This window comes from Cyanobium sp. LEGE 06113 (assembly GCF_015207615.1).
On record NZ_JADEWM010000007.1, the window covers coordinates 99166 to 115459 of the forward strand.

A 16294-nucleotide genomic window follows, 5' to 3' on the forward strand; every position below is an offset into this window, starting at 1 on the left:
TGTGCCTGCGGCCACATCGGCCGTCAGGCCTCCGCGGAGCCAAAGGCCACCTGGCAGGCCGCATTGAGCAGCTCCGCTTCGGAGGCGTTGCTGGGGGACTGGCCATCAATGGTGCCGGCCTTGCAATCGGCGCTGATTTGGTAGTCCCCGTCGTCGGCCTTGACCAGGAAGGTCACATCATCGTCATTGGTGGGCTGAATCGAGCCGTAGTAGAGCTCGTAGTCGGTGTTTGGCACCACGATGACTTCGGTTTTGGTGGATACGGCGTTATCCACGGCTGAATTGATGATCGCTGCCGTGGCCAGGGTGGTGATCCCCCAGGTGGCCGCACTGGCGCCCCACCAGCCCCAGCTGGAGCTGTACCGACCGCCATACCATCCATAATTCCAAGGGCGGGCATAGCCCCAGCCCGGCCGGGCCCAGCCACCCCTGTAGCGATAGCGGCTGTCGTAGCGCCGCCAATTGTTGTTGGCTCGGTTATAGCCCCGGCGGTAGCCCCTGTTGTAGCCGCGGTCATAGGCTCTGCCGCGGTTGCCAGCGCGGTTGTAGTCACGGCCGCGATGGCCAGTCCGGTTGCTGTTGCGGTTCACATTCCGGTTCACATTCCGGGTTGTGTTTCTAGATGCATTGCGGTTGACGTTGCGGTTGGTGTTTCTGTTTGTGGTTCTGTTTCCGTTGCGTTTGCTGTTGCGTTTGGAGCTGTTTCGGCTGGAGCGGTCCATGGAGGGGCCGCGCTTGCTCTTCGATGACTTGCTCCAGCCGCTCCTGGGCTGCTTGGAGCCGCGGTTCATCTTTGAACCGGAGTGCTTGAAGCCGGTGTGGCCCCGGGATGAGGCGCGCTTGCGACTGCCTCCATGGCGGCTGCCACCCCGTCGCCCACCACCACCTTTGCGGGCCAGCAGCTCACTGGAGTCCTGGACCTCGGCTGCTGAGCTGAAGGCCGCCAAGGAGGGTGCGGCCGGCAGGGCCATCACGGCGGCCAGCAGCAGGCCGAAGGCTGAAAGGGGCCGTTTCATCAGTTCACCTCGGCGCAGGCGGTGTCAAAGCAGCTCAGGTCGACCCGGCCATCGATGCCGAACTTGACCCGCACCAGATCCCGCCCTTCGTACAGCGCAGGTTTCTCCTCCACGAGGCTGTTGAGGTAGTTGGGGTTCACCACGCAGAGATCCATCCCGTTGAAGCAGACGGTGTTGCTGGACAGCAGGGCTCCGGCGGAGGTCAGATAGGTCCACAGGTTGTTGCTTGGATTCCAGAGGCTCATGCGGCTGGGTTCAGCCTCGATCCGGATCAGCACCACGCGGTCGCCGATGGTGTGGCGGTAGAGGGTGGTGCCGTCTTGTTCCGTGGCTTCCACCGTGCAGGCCTGGGCTGCCCCCTGCTTGAGGCTGCACTGGGTCTCGAGCGTGTAGAGCACCTCCGATCGGGCCGGCGCCGGCAGCAGAGCCCAGGTCAGCGCCGTGGCTGCGGTGAGTGCGACGGGAAGCAGCTGACGGGGGGATGGGACACGAAAAGGCATGGTGTCGTTACTCCCTGTCCGTGAAGGCCTACTGGTCATCTTCTGCCGTTGGCCGCGCCTGGGAGCTGTGCCTTAGCAGTTGGCCACATTGGGTGTTGCCGTCCCTGAATGCAGTCGCATGAAAAACCTGCCCTCGTTGAGAGGGCAGGCGTTGATGGCGGCCGATGACCTCAGACCGACCCGTAGGCCACCTGGCAGGCGGCATTGAGCAGTTCCGCTTCGGAGGCACTGTTGGGGGTGCTGCCGTTGAGGGTGCCGCGGTCGCAGTCGGCCTGCATCGTGATCGAGTTGTCGCCGCTGATCGCCTCGAACGAGACCGATTGATCACCCACGGGCTCCACGGTGCCGTACAGCAGCCGGTAGTCGCTGTTGGGCACCACGATGTAGGTGGACTGGTTGCTCACGGCGTTGTCCACGGCGGAGTTGATGATCGCTGCCGTGGCCAGGGTGCTCACCCCCCAGGCCGCCGCACTGGCGCCCCACCAGCCCCAGCTGGGACTGGACCAGCCGCCATACCAGCCTGTGTTCCACGGCCGGGCGTAACCCCAGCCGGGCCGGGCCCAACCGGGATGGCGATCCCAGCGGTCGTTCCAACGGTCGTCGCGCCGGTCCCAGCGGTCCTCGCGGATGTTGTCGCGCCGGTCCCAGCGATCCTCGCGGCGATCATCTTTCCAGTCGCGCCTGTTTTCCGCCCGGTCGCCCCGTTGATCCCGCCGGTCGTCGCGATTGTCGCGGTTGCGGTCACGATTGCCGTTGCGATCGCGGTTGCCGTTGCGGTTGCGGTCGTTGCTGGCGGTGGCGCGGTTGCGGTCGCGGTTGTTGTTGCTGGCCTTGCGGTTGGTGCCGGAGCCCTTGCTGCCCTTGGCCTTGGAGCTCTTGCCGTGGTTCAAGGAAGGGCCGCCGCTGCTCTTGGCCTTCTTGCTCCAGCCACCACTGGGCTTCTTGGAGCCGCGGTTGAGGCTGGAGCCCGAGGAGCTGAAGCCGCCGTGTCCCTTGGAGGCACGGTGCTTGCTGCCTCCGCTGCGGTGGCCCCCGCTTTTGTGGCCGCCGCTTCTGTGGCCGCCCCCACCTTTGCGGCCACCACCGCCACCTTTGCGGGCGATCAGCTCGCCACTGGCCCCAGACTCAAGCTGGGCCGGGCTCGGCGAACCGAAGCTGGCTGTTGCCGGCAGGCTGGGCAGCACCAGGACGCCGGCCAGCAGCAGACCGAAGCCGGAACGTAGGCCTTTCATTCCAGCACCCCCTCACAGCCGTCGTCGTAACAGGTGAGGTTGACGCGGCCGTCGTCGTCGAACAGCACCACCACGAGGTCACGGCCGGCGGTGGATTGGGGCCGCTCCTCGCGCACGCTGTTGAGGTAGTTGGGGTTCACCACGCAGAGATCGCGGTCGTTGAAGCAGATCGTGTTGGTGGAGAAGCGGGCACCGGCGGAGCTGATGTCCACCCAGTCCTGGCTGCCTGGGGCCATCACGCTCATCGTCAGCGGGTCGTCGGTCACCCGGATCGAGGTGACGTTCTTGCCGATCGTGTGGCGGTAGATGGTGACATCCCCACTGGCTTCATCGACGGCTTCCACCGTGCAGGGCAGGGGTGCCCCGCCCCGAACGGTGCAGGTGGTCTCGAGCTGGTAATGGAGGGTCTCTTCGGCGGCCCGGGCCGCGGGGCTTCCCATTGCGGAGGCCATCGCCCAGGTGGAGGCGACAGCGACCGTGGCCAGGAGCCCGGTGCGGGCCAGGAAGCCCAGGGGGCCGCGGTGCAGACGCGGTGTGCGGGTGAGCATGGATGGTCAATCCCCTGTGAATGGCGGGATACCTCCGCAGATTGGCGACGCTGCCCGGAAACGGCACGGCTTTGTTGCAGAGGGCGGGCGGCCTGAATCGCAGCTGCCACTCGCTATTGAGAATCGCTTGCAAAATCCGCCGGTCTTGTTTAGGTTGCGAGTCATTCGCAACTAGGCCCCTCAGGCAATGACCTTCCGATTGCTCTCCGATACGCCCCTCAGCGCTGTGCGGCTGCCGGCCGGGCACTCGGTGCTGCTTGATCCGGCCCGCCGCGCCGGCAGTGGCTGCATCGAAGTGCTCGACGGTGTGGCCCGGGTGTACTGCCCCTGTGAGGAAACCGAGGGCATGACCCTGGCCTTCCTGCAGGCCGGCGATCAGCTCGACGCCTCACGCCTCTGCAGCGAGGGCGCCTGCGTGGAGGCCCTCACGCCGCTCTGTTTCAGCAGCAGCGCTGCCCTCGACCCCGAGGCCGGGCTCGACCCGGTGAACGAGTGGACCCTGCAGCTGCTGCGGATCCGCCACCTCGGCAGTGCGGAGCAGCGCCTCCATGCCCTGCTGGCCATGCTGGTGCGCCGCATGGGACGCCGCTGCGGCCCCTGGTGTGATCTGCCCTTCCGCCTCACCCACGAGCGCATCGGCGAACTGATCGGCACCACCCGGGTCACCACCACCCGGCTGATCTCGAGGATCCGCCAGGCCCAGTTGATCGAAGTGCCCCCTGGGTCTGCCGGGATGCGCCTGGCTCCTTCCCTGGTGGAGTCAGCCCCCCTGGCCAACGCCTAGCCGGCTCCCATCCCCCCGTTTCTTTCCTCTCTTCGCCCGTCAATCCGCACCATGGCTCAGCCGATCGGACCCGCCAACGACAGCCCAGACTCCGCCAACCGCCGGGGCCCCAGCGAACCCAAGAAAAAGGGCTGCAAGACCAGCAAGTGCTCCAACTGGAAGGGCGGCAAGTGCCGCTGCGGCAAGGCCTAGTCCTCCTTGAGGCTGGGCACCAGGGCCAGGGAGGCCACCAGGCCCAGCAGCAGAATCAGCAGCGCTGGAATCAGGGCGGCCCCCACCCGCTCGTCACTGGCGTACTGGTACACCCGCACCGACAGGGTGTCGAAATCAAAGGGCCTCAGGGCAAAGGTGAGGGGCAGCTCCTTGACGGTGTCGACGAACACCAGGAGACCTCCCACCAACAGGGGCCCACGCAGCAGCGGCAGATGTACCCTCCGCAGCACCTGGGGCCAGCTGCAGCCCAGCCCGGTGGCGGCCTCATCCACGCAGGGGGGGATTCTCTCCAGGCCAGCGTCGAGGCCGCCTTTGCCCACGGCCAGAAAGCGGTCGCTGTACCCCCACACCAACAGCAGCAGCGGGCTCAGCAGCCAGGGCCCGCCCAGCAGCATCAGGGCGAGGGCCAGCACGGTGCCGGGTACTGCGTAGCCCATTCCGGCCACGAAGGTGAGCTGTTGCAGCAGTGCTGGTGAATCCAGCGCCGGGCGATGGCGAGCAGCAGCGCCAGAACCATGGTGAGCCCCGCCGCCATCAGGCCCAGACCCAGGGTGCGCCCGGTGAGTCCGGCCAGCTCCGCCGCGGTTTCGCCCCGCAGCTGGTCCCAGCTCATCGCCGTCCACACCAGGGGCAGGCCCAGGGTGAGCAGGGGGGGCAGGGCCGTGAGCAGCTGGCTGAGGCTGGCCCGCCAGCCCTTCAGCCGCCAGGGCTTGAGGCTGTCGCCGCTGCTGCCCATCAGCCAGCGGCGACTGCGGCGGCGCAGTTGACCCTCCACAGCCACCAACAGGCTCACAATCGCCAGGGCCACAAGGGCCAGGGCCACCGCACCCTGGGGATCTCCCTGGTCCTGCCAGCGGCGCAGGATGCCGGTGGAGAGGGTGGGAACCCCCAGCAACTCCACCGCTCCCAGCTCGTTCACCACCTCCATGCCGCTCAGGGCCACGCCGGCGCCGATCGCGGGCAGGGCCATCGGCAGGGCCACCCGCCGGAAGGATCCCCAGGGGCCGGCGCCCAGAGAGCGGCAGGCCTCGAGCTGGCGCCGCCCACTGACGGCGAAGCTCTCGGTGCTGAGCAGGAACACATAGCTGTAGGTGCCCAGGGTGAGCACCACCAGGGCCCAGCCGAGCCCATGCACCCGCCAGCTCAGGCGGCTGCCGAGGTCGATGGCGGTGGCCGCCAGCAGGTAGGTGGGGGTGGCCAGGGGCAACAGCTGGGCGATGCGCAGCCAACGCCGGCCGGGGAACTGACAGTTGGCGGTGAGCCAGCCGTTGGCGGTGCCCAGCACGGCCCCGGCCAGGCCCACCCCCAGCACCAGCGCCACCGTGTTGGCCACCTGCTCGCCACCTTCGTAGCCCAGGCCAAGCTGCTCGAGGCCTCCCTCCTGGACGGCGAAGACCAGCAGGGCCAGCACCGGCAGCAGGGCCAGGCCCGACACCAGCACCACGCCCGCCCCCAGCAGCGACCGCTGGGGCAGGTGGGTGGCTGTGGGCCAACGGGGCCAGGGGGCTGGACGCCCCCCCGGCCCCTGGACCTCTGCGGAATGGGCGATCACTTCCAGCCGCTGGCCTGCATCAACGCCACGGCGTCCTGGTTCTTGGTGCCCATCTGTTCAGCTGAGACGCCGTTGGCCTTGAAGGTGCCGAAGGTCTTGAGCACCTCATTATCGCCGTAGCCGCTGAGGGGGTACTCATTGTTGGCTTCGGCGTAGCCCTTGCCACCGGTGGGAGAGGCCAGGAACTCAAGCAGCAGCCGGGCTCCTTCTGGATTGCTGGCGTGGCGGGTCACGCCGGCACCGCTGATGTTCACGTGGGAGGGATCGGGGAACACCACCTTGAGCTTGCCAGCCAGCTCCTTGTCCTCCGCGCCGTTCTCGCCCGAGAGCATGCGCGCCACGTAGTAGGTGTTGACCACCGCCACACCACAGTCGCCCTTGGCCACGGCCCGGGACATGGGGGTGTCCGACGTGAAGAAGGGCTGCTCGACGTTGGCCACCATGCCCTGCACCCAGCCCTTGGTGGCGTCGTCGCCCTGCTGGATCATCTGGTCTGCCACCAGGGACTGGTTGTAGACGCTCTTGCTGTTGCGCAGGCAGAGCTTGCCCTTGAGCTCCGGCTTGGTGAGATCGGCGTAGGTGGTGATCGTGGCGGGATCCACCAACTCGGGATTCACGATCACGGCCCGCACCCGGCGGGTGAGGCCGAACCAGCGGCCCTGGGAGTCGCGCAGCTCGGCGGGCACATCCTGCTGCAACGCTGGCGACTCGGTGGGCTGGAACAGATCCATGCGGGTGGCCTTGTCCAGCCGGGCCGCATCCACCAGCACCAGCAGGTCGGCGGGGCTGTTCTCACCCTCGCTGCGCAGGCGCTCGATCAGGGCGTCGTCCTTGGCCTCCAGCAGCTTCACCTCAATGCCCGTGCGCTCGGTGAATTCCTTGTAGAGCTCCTTGTCGGTGTTGTAGTGGCGGCCGGAATACACGCCCACCTCGGTACCAGCCAGCTCAGGCGGCACGGCGGAGGAATCGGCTGCATTCTCCTTCTGGTTGGCGCATCCAATGGCACCAAGGGAGACGACCAGAGCCAGAGCCAGTTTGCCAACGGCACGTCCGCTCAGGGTTGAAGCGATCATTCGGGACGCTTGGCGTCAACAACCTCAAGAACCTAGGGATCAGCCCAGGCGTGGATCCGTGCCTAAGAGGCAAAGGCGCGTGACCATTGATACGGCTCTGGGATCAGCCGTTGCGGCGAACGCGCACGGGCACGAGGGCCGGCTGCATCAGGCCGCCGCCGCCGTTGTCGTCGTCGGAATCCGTGGTGAGCCAGAACGCCAGACCGAGAACGCCCAGAACGCCGATGCACAACAGCAATTCAGCCATGTTGTTCTCAGGAATGTGGGGATGCTAGCCAGGCTGTCTGGTGCGGGTGTAACGGGGATCACCGTTCTCAGGGACGGTGATCCCGACACCGGCTGCTCGGAAACGGAAGCTGGCGATCAGGAGCGCGCCGGTCCGGTGGGGGCAGCGCTTGATCAGCCAAAGCCCTTGCCGGCATCCTTGGCCACGCAGGCCTGCAGCTGGCGGCGCAGCTGGTCGTGGTTGAGCTCCTTGCCGATCAGCACGATCTGGTTCTGCCGCTTCGCCGTGGGCCAGTCGCTGTCATCGATTGAAAAGCGCTTGCCCGCCAGATGGAACACGTGGCGCCGCTCACTCTCGTTGAACCAGAGAATCCCCTTGGCCCGGAACACGCCGGCAGGAAGCTGGTTGTCGAGGAAGTTCTGAAACTTCCGCAGCGAGAAGGGCCCCTCGCTCTCGAACGCGAGGGACGTGTAGCCCTCGATGGCGGCATGGTCGGGATTGCTGCCGTGGTCGTGGTCGTGGTTATGGCTGTGGCTGTGGTTATGGCTGTGGTTATGGCTGTGGTCGTGATGCCCGTGCTCTTGGTGGGGTTCGTGTTCGCAGTGGCCGTGGTCGTGGTCGCAGTGGCTGTGGTCTTCGGCGGCCGGTGCCGCCGCGGGCTGGGCCACGAGGCGATCGCTCTCGAACAGCCCCACGCTGAGCAGCAGCGGCAGCGGCACCTCCCCCTTCACCGAGCGCAGGATGCGGGCATCGGTCTTGATCTCGCGCAACTGCCGCTCCAGGGCCTGGAGTTTCTCCTCCTCCACCAGATCGCACTTGTTGAGCAGCAGCATGTCGCCATAGACGATCTGGGCCCGGGCCACCTCCCCCTCCAGCAGATCGGCGCTGAAGTTCTCGGCGTCCACCAGGGTGATGATCGAATCCAGGCGGGTGGTGTCGCGCAGGTCGCTGCCCAGGAAGGTCATGGCCACCGGCAGCGGATCGGCCAGGCCGGTGGTCTCCACCACCAGGTAGTCCACCGGCTCGGGGCGCTCGAGGATGCGGTACACGGCATCCAGCAGCTCACCGTTGATCGAGCAGCAGATGCAGCCGTTGCTGAGCTCCACCATGTCATCGCCGGTGGCGATCACCAGTTCGTTGTCGATGCCGATCTCGCCGAACTCATTCACCAGCACGGCGGTCTTGAGCCCCTGCTGGTTGGTGAGGATGTGGTTCAGCAGGGTGGTTTTACCGGCGCCCAGGAAGCCGGAGAGGATCGTCACCGGCAGGGCGGCGGGGGCTGTGGGGCTGGAGGTGCTCATGGCTTGCGGGGACATGGGGGGAGGGCTCAGATCTGGAATTCGGCGATGCCGCCACTGATCAGCACCTCGCGGTAGGTGTTGTCGGAATTCTTCCAGCGCCCACGGGCATTCGGGTTGAAATAGAGGTGCACGAACCGCTGGTTGCGTTCCGGGCTGGGCTCAGGCCGGCGGTAACCGGGAGTGCCTGCCGGCAGCCAGTTTCGGTACTTGGCCCGCTGGCCTGAGGACCAGCTGTAGCCGCCGGTCTTGTTGCTGCGTTTCAGACCGATCCAGAGCCCGCACTCATCGGCGGCGATGGGGGCGAAGCGGCGGGTGAGAAAGCGGTTTTCCTTGCGGTTGTTCACGGTGGCCAGGTCGCCGCCGAGCCTGCGCGCCCGCTTGCGGGCCCGTTTCCAGCTGAGCGGTCCTTCGAGCATCACGTAGGCGCTGCGCTTGCGGCGGAACACCCGGAAGCCAAGGCCGGTCAGGCGGTCGACGGTCTCGCTCATGGGCGCAGGCGGTGTGGGAGTGAGCTGATGGGCCAGGAAGCCCAGCCCAAACCTAGGCGGGGCCTGCGCCTCCCCCCTGCGCCGCTCGCTGCACCCCTTCCTGGGCTTGCTGTTGCTGACGCTGCTGGCAGGCCTGGCACAGCCCGAAGAACTCCAGGGTGTGGAACAGGGGCAGGAAGCCGGCCAGTTCGTGGCGGGGTGGCTCCAGGCCGTGCACCGGGCAGCACTGCAGCCTGTGGGTGTGGCCGCAGTCCACACAGGTGAGGTGGTGGTCGTCGCGCTCGGTGGGGGCGAACAGGGCCTCGCCACTGGGCAGATGGCGGCAGCGCACCAGGCCCCATTGCTGCAGCTGGCGCAGGTGCCGGTAGACCGTGGCCAGGCCCATGGGGGCGGCCTCGGCCTTCAGCCGCGCATGCAGATCCTGGCCGGAGAGCTCCTGGGGCGTCTGCCGCAGGGTGTCCAGCAGGCGCGTCTGCCTGGCGTTGAGTGTGGGACCCACAGGCGCATGGTCGATGCTGGTGTTCTAGCCGGGGGGGAGCCAGTGCACCTGGCTCACGGCCAGGGGCAGCGGAGTCAAGGCCAGGCTCACCGCATCAATCAGCACGGGTTGGGCCGGCGGCGGCGGCTCGTTGATCGGGGAGAGGGGCCGCAGGGCGGCCAGCAACTGCTCGCTGCTGGGGTCGTAGTAGAGGCCTGTGCCTGGCTCCAGTTCCCAACCGCCCAGGCGCCGGCGCCTCAGCTCCCGGCCCTGCCGGTCGAGCACGAGCAGGGAGAGTTCGGGCTGGCCGCGACCCTCCACCAGCAGTGCCCAGGAGCGGTCGCCGCCCCGGCTGCAGGCGCTGGCCACCAGGGCCTCCGGGCCCAGCCACAGCTGGCGGGGGGCCTGACCCGGTTCCACCAGCTCCAGGGAGCGGCGGAAGTCGGGCCAGTGCCGCAGCAGCAGGGCCCGCCCCGCCTGGGGGCAGAAGCTGCTCAGGTCGCGGCTTCCCGGCAGGGTCTGGCGGCGGGGCTGACGGGGCGGCAGGGTTTCCAGATGCAGCCCCTCGCTGTCGGGCACCACCACAGCGCCGCCGCCGGGCAGGAGCAGCATCGGTCCGGTGGCCTGCCAGCGCAGGCGCGAGCGCGACCCCTGGGGGGTGCCATCCCGGCGCGGTGCGATCAGCTCGGCGCGGGTGCCCGAGGCGTCGAGGTCGCCGCTCTGCACCAGCAGTTCACCCAGCCGGTTGCTGCTGAGGTGGGCGAAGGTCACCGGCTCTTCCCCCAAGGGCTGGGGGGCGGCCGCCTGCACGGACGCCAGCCCGCGCTCAGCGGGCGCCAGGTTGCGCTGCTGCAGGGCGATGGTCCAGAGCCGCAGCTGCCCGGAGGCCTCGCGGCTGGCGGCGGCCACGCCGGAGCCATTGCCGAGTGGGATCACCACGGGAATCGAGGGCCACACCGGGCTGATGGCGCTCCAGCTGCCGTCGTGGTGGCGCAGCTGCAGCTGCTCCCCGCCCCCCTCAGGAACCACCGCCATCACCCTGGGGCGGGGATCCCACAGCCAGCGGCTGGGCGGCAGGGCCAGGCCGCGGCCATCGCGGCCGGTGAGATCGAGTTGCAGGGGCTGGGTCAGCCGCTGGCCATCGCCAAGGCTGAGCAGCAGGTTGTCGCCCCTACCCAGCCAGCGATGCTCCAGGGCCGGTTCCAGACGGCTGCCTTGTTGCAGGCTCTCGGCCGTGATCGGTCGGCTGAAGCGCGCCTGCAGCGCCGCGGGGCCGGAGCTGGCCGGGGCCGTGCTGAGGCGCTCCAGGCGCGGTGGCAGGCGCAGCAGCAGCTGTTGCTGCACCGTGGCCACAGCAGCCAGCGCGCCCAGGGCCCCGAACAGCCCGCGGCTGCCGGGGGAGCGCAGCGCCTCCAGCCTGGGTTTCATGGCTCCAGCGGCCGAGCCGGCCGCGGAATCGGCTGAATCGAGCTGGGCACCACCTCCAGCCGACCCTCGCTCACGGCCATGCGGCCTTGGATGGCCAGCCACTGGTCGGTCTGGGGGCTGGGTCCGTCGCTGGGCCAGCGCACCGGCAGCCCCACCGGCGTGGCATCGGCCAGGCAGCAGCGCACCAGCAGCCGCGCCAGCTGGGGGGACTGCCCCTCCATGGGCAACACGAAGCCGCTGATCCGCACCGGATCACCCTCGAACAGCTGCGGGTCGGGCTGGCTGCGCAGCAGCCGCACCCAGTCGGTGAGGCTGCGCTGGGCCGGAGGCAACACGAAGCTGAGCTCGGCATCGGCGGTTTCGTCGCTGGGACGCTGGCTGGCCAGATCGGCAAAGGAGGGGTTGGGCGGCAGCAGCAGCAGGCCGATGGCGATGGCCACGGTGAGCAGGTCGCGCCAGTGGCTGCCAGGCAGGGGGCGTTCCGGCCGGCAGCGCAGCAGGGCCACGGCCAGGCCGAGCAGCAGCGCCCCGGCGACCCACACCAGCGGGTGGAACACCGCCCGCAGCAGCAGATCCAGCCGGCCGTCCACGCTGCTGCGCAGCATCACGGCTGCCCAGAGGGCCAGGGGCATGGCCTGGCGCAGGCGGAGCAGGTGGCGGTGCCTCAGGTTCACCATCTCAGAGCTTCCACAGGTTCACCCACTGGCCGATCACCAGCACCAGCAGGCTGGCGCCGGCGGCCGTCACCAGCAGGCCCTTGGGGCGGAACAACAGGCCCAGCAGGCCGATCAGCTTGAGGTCGATCACGGGCCCCAGCAACAGGAAGGCGAGCAGGGCCCCAGGCGTGACCTGGGCCGCGAAGCCCAGGGCCAGGAAGGCATCCACGCTCGAGCACACCGACACCACCAGGCTCAGGGCCATCAGCGCCAGGATCGAGAGGGTGGGGGCGCCCCCCACGGCCAGCAGCCACTGGCGCGGCAGGAGGCTCTGCACCAGGGCGGCGATGGCGCAGCCGAGCACCAGCAGCAGGGCCAGGTCGATGAACTCGCGGCTGCCGTGCTGCAGCACGGTGGCCCAGCTTGGCCGCGCCACCGGCTCCGGTGGCGCCACGGGTTCGGTGAGGCCCACCAGCCCGGTGCGGCGCTCCAGCAGGCTGACGCTGCTCAGGGGCTGGTTCAGGCGCCGCTCCTCCAGCAGGTCGGTGCGGAACAGATCCGCCTCCGGCAGCTGCCGCAGCACCAGGGCCAGCCCCAGGGCGAGCACCACGGCCCCGAGGGGCCGGGCCAGCAGCATCCAGGGACGGTCCGGGAAGGCCGCCCAGGTGCTGGCCAGCACGATCGGGTTGAGCACCGGCGCCGCGAACAGAAAGCCCAGGCCCGTGCCCACCGGTGCCCCCCCCACCAGCAGCCGCCGCGCCACCGGCACATTGCCGCACTCGCAGGCGGGCAAAGCGAAGCCCAGGGCGGCGCCGGTGAGGGGCCCCCAGACGGGGTGGGCCGGCAGCCGCCGCAGCCAGCGCCCCCCCGGCGCGAAGCGCCTGGCCAGGGCGGCGATCGCCACGCCGATCAGCAGAAAGGGCAGCGCCTCCACCAGCAACCCCTGAAACAGGGCCCAGGCCGTGGCCAGGCGGGTGAGACTCACGCTTGCGGCCCCGCAGGGAGGCTGGCGTCAAACCAGGAGGGCGTTGCGGCGAAAGCAGCGGCGTTGTGGCTGTTCTCGCGGGCCTCGGTCTTCCAGCAGCAACTGCGGCCGCCGTCGCGGCGCTGCAGAAGGTCGTTGGCCCAGCTCCACACCAGAGCGGCGCTGGCCTCCATGCCCACGTTCTCCATCACCCGCAGATCCAGGGCGCCGGCGTTGTGCAGGGTCTGCCACTGCTCCAGCAGGGGATCGTCGGCATTGGCCAGAAAGGTGTGGTCGAACTGATGGCTCAGCTGGGCCTCCAGGGGCCTGAGGCTGGAGAAGTCCACCACGAAACCGCAGGCATCGAGGGCGGTGGCGCTGAACCAGAAGGTGAAGCTGCGGCTGTACCCGTGCACGAAGCGGCAGTGGCCCTGATGGCGCCACTGGCGATGGCAGCACGGATAGCCCTCGAAGTGCTTGCTGCAGGTGTAGGTCGCCGGCGCGGGCATGGGAGAGGATCGGGTCAGCGGCAGAGCGGTGGTCTTGCAAGGTCTATTTCAGCGTGGAGCGGGGCAGCGGCCGGAGCCCGGCTTCATTGAGGCGCTGCGCTTCAATGGCGATGGCCTGATTCCCGCCGTGGCCCAGGACTGGCTGGACGGGGCGGTGCTGATGCTGGCCTGGATGAACCGGGAGTCGCTGCAACGCACCCTGGAGAGCGGCGAAGTGCACTACTGGAGTCGTTCGCGGCAGGAGCTCTGGCACAAGGGGGCCACCAGCGGCCACATCCAGCACCTGCGCGGTCTGCGTTACGACTGCGACGCCGATGTGCTGCTGCTCAGCATCGAGCAGGTGGGCGATGTGGCCTGCCACACCGGCGCCCGCAGCTGCTTCTATGACGACGGGCCCGAGCCCAGCGCCGGCGGAGCCGCCGCGCCGCCTCCACCCGCCGACGCCTGCACGGAACTGATGCGGGTGATTGAGGGGAGGCGCGACCAGCCCGAGCTCGGCAGCTACACCAACACTCTGCTGGAGGGGGGTGAGAACCGCATCCTCAAGAAAATCGGCGAGGAGAGTGCCGAGTTCGTGATGGCCTGCAAAGACGGCCAGCCGGCCGAGATCGCTGGGGAGGCCGCCGATCTCGTGTATCACCTGCAGGTGGCCCTGGCCTTCCACGGTGTCAGCTGGCGTCAGGTGCAGCAGGTTCTGGCGGCTCGCCGGGGCGCCCCACGCCGGGGATGAGAGCCTTCCGCCATCCATGGGCACGCGGCTCGTTCAGGCCGCAGGCAGCAGGAGGTTGCGGGAGCCGCGATGCCCCGATCGCAGGCCCGCTCAATCGGCCCTCAGCACCGTCTGCGCTGATCCTGCGGCTGGCGCCGGGGCTGCGGGCGGCGGCTGGCTGAGCCCAGGCTGGGACTGAAGCCAGCCCAGGGTGGCCCGATCCCGCGCGCTCAGCTCCAGCACCGGCACCGGTCCGGGAATGGCGGCCAGGGCGTCGCCGGCAACATCGCTGTGGCCCCAGATCCCGAAGGCGTGGCCCAGCTCATGCAGGGCCGTCGCCTGGGTGGCCTCCAGCCGCTGCCCTGGACTGATGCTCACCAGCACCTCGGGCTCCAGCTGCCAGCTGCCCTGCCGCAACACGGCCACGAGCTGCAACTCGGCGCGGCCATGGCTGGCGCGCCCACCCCTGAGGGGAGGCCGGCGGCGCAGCAGCTGAATCTGGGCCTGGCGGGGATCGTCCACCAGGGTGATCGGCAGCTCCGCGCTCCAGGTGTTGAGGGCGGCCTGCACCGCCTGGCGCCAGCGGCCATCCCAACGTGCTGCCGGCCCTGCGATGGCGCCCGGCTCGATCCAGAGGCACCAGTGGTCGCGCCGGGGCCAGCCCCAGGGGGTGGGCCTCAGCAGGTGGCGGTAATCGCTGGCCACCGCAGGAGCTGTTGGGGGCGGGGTGCGCTCAGTGGGCGAAGGGCGGGGCACCAGGCGCCTGGCTTCAGCGACGGGACAGGCTCGTGCGCCGGCTGGCCTGGCGGCCGGTAGCGGCTGGGCCTGGAGGGGGCCGCCCAGGGGCGGGGCCAGGAGGGGGCTGGTTAAGGGGGCTGAGATCGCCAGCCCAAGCAGGCCCAGGCCCAGAGCGCCAGGGACAGCTGGGAGCAGCCGTTGCGGCAAGCGATGCATCCTGCTCAGCGGTCTCAGCCCAACCCCTGGCTGGGTAGACCGACGCCCCGGGCCATGAGGGTGGCCAGCAGGGGGATCAGGGCGAACCCGGCCAGTTCAATGTTCAGGATCCAGGACAGCCGTTGGGCCAGGGCCTCACTCACCTGGGGCAGTTCGCCCTTGCGCAGCGGAATCGCCCAGAGGATGTAGGTGACGGTTGGATACAGGGACAGGGCGCCCACGGAGAGGTAGACCCCGACCTTCCACCAGAAGAGGGGATTCTCGGTGTAGAAGCCGCTTCCCTGTCCGTAATACAACACACGCAGGATGCCGCTGCCCAGGAGCGCCAGGGCCGCCAGGCCGTAGACGATGTCCGTGATCACCATCAAGGTGGCGTTCTCCCGGCTGGGGTTTGGGGCGATCAGGCGACGCTCCAGCACAAGAGCCCCGAAACACACCATGAAGCTCAGGTAATGCAGATAAGCCACCCCGGCCCGGGGCAGCACTTCAGCGGGAAGCGAGTCCAGCAGTGGCATGTGGGGGTGAACTCCACGGTTGTTCAGCCGCGGGATTTTAACGGTGACATCCCGCAGGCTGCGAGCCCGGGGGCTGGAGATGAAGATGAAGTGTTCCTGAAAATGTGTAGCAAGTTGGAAGGTTGGAAGCTTTTCCGTTGGTTCTTCATTTGGCCGAAAAACTCCTTAGGTTCATTGAACTGAAACCGCGATTGATGCCAAGCTCCCTGAGCGCCTATCTGGCCGAAATCGGTCGCCATCAACTGCTCTCGCCGGAGCAGGAGCTCACCCTGGGCCGCAAGGTGCAGGCCATGGCCGGGTTGCAGGAGCGCTGCCGGGAGGCCGGCGGTCAGGGCCCCGCCTGTGAGTACAGCGACCAGGAGCGCCGCGCCCTGCGCCTGGGTGAGCGGGCCAAGAACCAGATGATCACGGCCAACCTGCGGCTGGTGGTGAACCTGGCCAAGCGCTACCAGAACAAGGGGCTTGATCTGCTGGATCTGATTCAGGAGGGCACCCTGGGCCTGACCCGTGCCGTGGAGAAGTACGACCCCACCCGCGGCCACCGCTTCAGCACCTACGCCTACTGGTGGATCCGGCAGGGTCTGAACCGGGCGCTCTCCACCCAGAGCCGCACGATCCGGATCCCCGTCAATGTGAATGAGAAGCTCACCCGCCTGAGGGCCGCCAAGGCCCGCTACCTGCAATGCCATGGCGTCAACCCTGGCGCCCCAGCCCTGGCCAGGGCGATGAACCTGCCGCTGTCTGAAGTGGAGGAGCTGCTGGGCTGCGAACTGCGCAGCATCACCGTCAGCCTGCAGGGGGTGGTGAAGTCCAAGTCAGACCCCTCCGAGCTGGTGGATGTGCTGCCCAGCCAGGATCTCGCGCCGATGGAGCGGGCCGAACTGGCCGAGCGCAGTGCCTCGGTGTGGGTGTTGCTGGAGCGCTCAACCTCACTCCCAAGGAACGCACGGTGTTGATGCTGCGCTTCGGGTTGGATGGCAGCCACGAGTGGCGCACCCTGGCGGAAGTGGCGCGACAGCTGGATTGCAGCCGCGAATATTGCCGGCAGGTTGTGCAGCGCGCCCTGCGCAAACTGCGGAAAACCGGCATTGAAACGGGCCTGGTCGAAGCCTGACTCGGTCAAGAATGGCAAGGTCGGCCTGTTGAAT

18 protein-coding genes and 2 pseudogenes are annotated in these 16294 nt (G+C 68.5%); 4 read left to right on the forward strand and 16 right to left on the reverse strand.

Annotation, left to right across the window (positions count from 1 at the left end):
• Positions 1 to 23 precede the first annotated feature (23 nt).
• From IQ220_RS12220 to IQ220_RS12235, 4 genes are all read right to left on the reverse strand, one after another.
• Positions 24 to 1016 carry a hypothetical protein gene (locus tag IQ220_RS12220; RefSeq protein WP_186699163.1) on the reverse strand — a complete coding sequence of 331 codons (993 nt, stop codon included), beginning with the start codon at positions 1014 to 1016 and terminating at the stop codon, positions 24 to 26.
• Positions 1016 to 1516 (reverse strand): hypothetical protein, encoded by a 501-nt coding sequence (locus IQ220_RS12225; RefSeq protein WP_186699165.1) that lies wholly within the window; start codon positions 1514 to 1516, stop codon positions 1016 to 1018. Before IQ220_RS12225 ends, IQ220_RS12220 begins: the two co-directional genes overlap by 1 nt.
• A gap of 170 nt (positions 1517 to 1686) precedes the next feature.
• A complete protein-coding gene (locus IQ220_RS12230; protein ID WP_193915287.1) occupies positions 1687 to 2748 on the reverse strand; it encodes a hypothetical protein in 1062 nt (353 codons plus the stop codon).
• Positions 2745 to 3296 (reverse strand): hypothetical protein, encoded by a 552-nt coding sequence (locus tag IQ220_RS12235; RefSeq protein WP_186699169.1) that lies wholly within the window; start codon positions 3294 to 3296, stop codon positions 2745 to 2747. The genes IQ220_RS12230 and IQ220_RS12235 overlap by 4 nt, the downstream gene beginning before the upstream one ends.
• Positions 3297 to 3483: 187 nt before the next feature.
• Between IQ220_RS12235 and IQ220_RS12240 the strand changes: the two genes are divergently transcribed.
• Together IQ220_RS12240 and IQ220_RS12245 are read left to right on the forward strand one after the other, a co-directional pair.
• The gene (locus tag IQ220_RS12240; protein WP_193915289.1) at positions 3484 to 4080 is read left to right on the forward strand and encodes a Crp/Fnr family transcriptional regulator; all 597 of its coding nucleotides are present in this window, start codon (positions 3484 to 3486) and stop codon (positions 4078 to 4080) included.
• 51 nt (positions 4081 to 4131) lie between these two features.
• The gene (locus tag IQ220_RS12245; protein ID WP_186699172.1) at positions 4132 to 4272 is read left to right on the forward strand and encodes a hypothetical protein; all 141 of its coding nucleotides are present in this window, start codon (positions 4132 to 4134) and stop codon (positions 4270 to 4272) included.
• Here IQ220_RS12245 and IQ220_RS12250 read toward each other — a convergent pair.
• The 10 genes and pseudogenes from IQ220_RS12250 to IQ220_RS12295 all read right to left on the reverse strand — a co-directional run bounded on the left by IQ220_RS12250 (position 4269) and on the right by IQ220_RS12295 (position 12968).
• Positions 4269 to 5767: pseudogene (locus IQ220_RS12250) on the reverse strand (ABC transporter permease). The gene IQ220_RS12245 and the pseudogene IQ220_RS12250 sit on opposite strands and share 4 nt — an antisense overlap.
• 74 nt (positions 5768 to 5841) lie before the next feature.
• Positions 5842 to 6801, reverse strand: a complete 960-nt coding sequence (locus IQ220_RS12255; protein WP_370566465.1) for an extracellular solute-binding protein — start codon at positions 6799 to 6801, stop codon at positions 5842 to 5844.
• A 220-nt stretch (positions 6802 to 7021) separates the two neighbouring features.
• A complete protein-coding gene (locus IQ220_RS12260; RefSeq protein WP_186699175.1) occupies positions 7022 to 7165 on the reverse strand; it encodes a hypothetical protein in 144 nt (47 codons plus the stop codon).
• Between the two features lie 152 nt (positions 7166 to 7317).
• Complete coding sequence (locus IQ220_RS12265; protein ID WP_193915293.1) at positions 7318 to 8445, reverse strand: GTP-binding protein; 1128 nt, start codon at positions 8443 to 8445, stop codon at positions 7318 to 7320.
• Positions 8446 to 8471: 26 nt separating this feature from the next.
• Positions 8472 to 8933 (reverse strand): lectin-like protein, encoded by a 462-nt coding sequence (locus IQ220_RS12270; RefSeq protein WP_186699176.1) that lies wholly within the window; start codon positions 8931 to 8933, stop codon positions 8472 to 8474.
• Between the two features lie 52 nt (positions 8934 to 8985).
• A complete protein-coding gene (locus tag IQ220_RS12275; protein ID WP_186699178.1) occupies positions 8986 to 9432 on the reverse strand; it encodes a transcriptional repressor in 447 nt (148 codons plus the stop codon).
• Positions 9433 to 9456: 24 nt separating this feature from the next.
• The gene (locus tag IQ220_RS12280) at positions 9457 to 10839 is read right to left on the reverse strand and encodes a hypothetical protein (protein ID WP_228009180.1); all 1383 of its coding nucleotides are present in this window, start codon (positions 10837 to 10839) and stop codon (positions 9457 to 9459) included.
• Positions 10836 to 11516 (reverse strand): TIGR03943 family protein, encoded by a 681-nt coding sequence (locus IQ220_RS12285; RefSeq protein WP_193915295.1) that lies wholly within the window; start codon positions 11514 to 11516, stop codon positions 10836 to 10838. The genes IQ220_RS12280 and IQ220_RS12285 overlap by 4 nt, the downstream gene beginning before the upstream one ends.
• A gap of 1 nt (position 11517) precedes the next feature.
• Positions 11518 to 12480 carry a permease gene (locus tag IQ220_RS12290; RefSeq protein WP_186699181.1) on the reverse strand — a complete coding sequence of 321 codons (963 nt, stop codon included), beginning with the start codon at positions 12478 to 12480 and terminating at the stop codon, positions 11518 to 11520.
• Positions 12477 to 12968 carry a 6-carboxytetrahydropterin synthase gene (locus tag IQ220_RS12295; RefSeq protein ID WP_186699183.1) on the reverse strand — a complete coding sequence of 164 codons (492 nt, stop codon included), beginning with the start codon at positions 12966 to 12968 and terminating at the stop codon, positions 12477 to 12479. The genes IQ220_RS12290 and IQ220_RS12295 overlap by 4 nt, the downstream gene beginning before the upstream one ends.
• A 34-nt stretch (positions 12969 to 13002) precedes the next feature.
• Here IQ220_RS12295 and hisIE point away from each other — a divergent pair, with 34 nt between their 5' ends.
• Entirely contained in the window at positions 13003 to 13698 is a 696-nt protein-coding gene (hisIE, locus tag IQ220_RS12300) for a bifunctional phosphoribosyl-AMP cyclohydrolase/phosphoribosyl-ATP diphosphatase HisIE (protein WP_228009181.1), read from the forward strand.
• Between the two features lie 90 nt (positions 13699 to 13788).
• On the opposite strand, the gene IQ220_RS12305 is transcribed toward hisIE, so the two are convergent.
• Positions 13789 to 14433, reverse strand: coding sequence for a peptidase (locus IQ220_RS12305; RefSeq protein WP_193915299.1), 645 nt, complete (start codon positions 14431 to 14433; stop codon positions 13789 to 13791).
• Positions 14434 to 14645: 212 nt separating this feature from the next.
• Positions 14646 to 15146, reverse strand: coding sequence for a DUF2214 family protein (locus IQ220_RS12310; RefSeq protein ID WP_186699189.1), 501 nt, complete (start codon positions 15144 to 15146; stop codon positions 14646 to 14648).
• 194 nt (positions 15147 to 15340) lie between these two features.
• On the opposite strand from IQ220_RS12310, the pseudogene IQ220_RS12315 reads away from it, so the two are divergent.
• A pseudogene (locus IQ220_RS12315) lies at positions 15341 to 16260 on the forward strand (sigma-70 family RNA polymerase sigma factor).
• The last annotated feature ends 34 nt before the right edge of the window (positions 16261 to 16294 follow it).

Excerpts from the sequence above, each read along its gene's own strand:
- IQ220_RS12225 (WP_186699165.1), bottom strand. The coding sequence starts at position 1,516 with ATGCCTTTTCGTGTCCCATCCCCCCGTCAGCTGCTTCCCGTCGCACTC.
- IQ220_RS12285 (WP_193915295.1), bottom strand. The coding sequence starts at position 11,516 with ATGGTGAACCTGAGGCACCGCCACCTGCTCCGCCTGCGCCAGGCCATG.
- IQ220_RS12235 (WP_186699169.1), bottom strand. The coding sequence starts at position 3,296 with ATGCTCACCCGCACACCGCGTCTGCACCGCGGCCCCCTGGGCTTCCTG.
- IQ220_RS12265 (WP_193915293.1), bottom strand. The coding sequence starts at position 8,445 with ATGAGCACCTCCAGCCCCACAGCCCCCGCCGCCCTGCCGGTGACGATC.
- IQ220_RS12220 (WP_186699163.1), bottom strand. The coding sequence starts at position 1,016 with ATGAAACGGCCCCTTTCAGCCTTCGGCCTGCTGCTGGCCGCCGTGATG.
- IQ220_RS12240 (WP_193915289.1), top strand. The coding sequence starts at position 3,484 with ATGACCTTCCGATTGCTCTCCGATACGCCCCTCAGCGCTGTGCGGCTG.
- IQ220_RS12270 (WP_186699176.1), bottom strand. The coding sequence starts at position 8,933 with ATGAGCGAGACCGTCGACCGCCTGACCGGCCTTGGCTTCCGGGTGTTC.
- IQ220_RS12310 (WP_186699189.1), bottom strand. The coding sequence starts at position 15,146 with ATGCCACTGCTGGACTCGCTTCCCGCTGAAGTGCTGCCCCGGGCCGGG.
- IQ220_RS12230 (WP_193915287.1), bottom strand. The coding sequence starts at position 2,748 with ATGAAAGGCCTACGTTCCGGCTTCGGTCTGCTGCTGGCCGGCGTCCTG.
- IQ220_RS12280 (WP_228009180.1), bottom strand. The coding sequence starts at position 10,839 with ATGAAACCCAGGCTGGAGGCGCTGCGCTCCCCCGGCAGCCGCGGGCTG.
- IQ220_RS12245 (WP_186699172.1), top strand. The coding sequence starts at position 4,132 with ATGGCTCAGCCGATCGGACCCGCCAACGACAGCCCAGACTCCGCCAAC.
- IQ220_RS12260 (WP_186699175.1), bottom strand. The coding sequence starts at position 7,165 with ATGGCTGAATTGCTGTTGTGCATCGGCGTTCTGGGCGTTCTCGGTCTG.
- IQ220_RS12295 (WP_186699183.1), bottom strand. The coding sequence starts at position 12,968 with ATGCCCGCGCCGGCGACCTACACCTGCAGCAAGCACTTCGAGGGCTAT.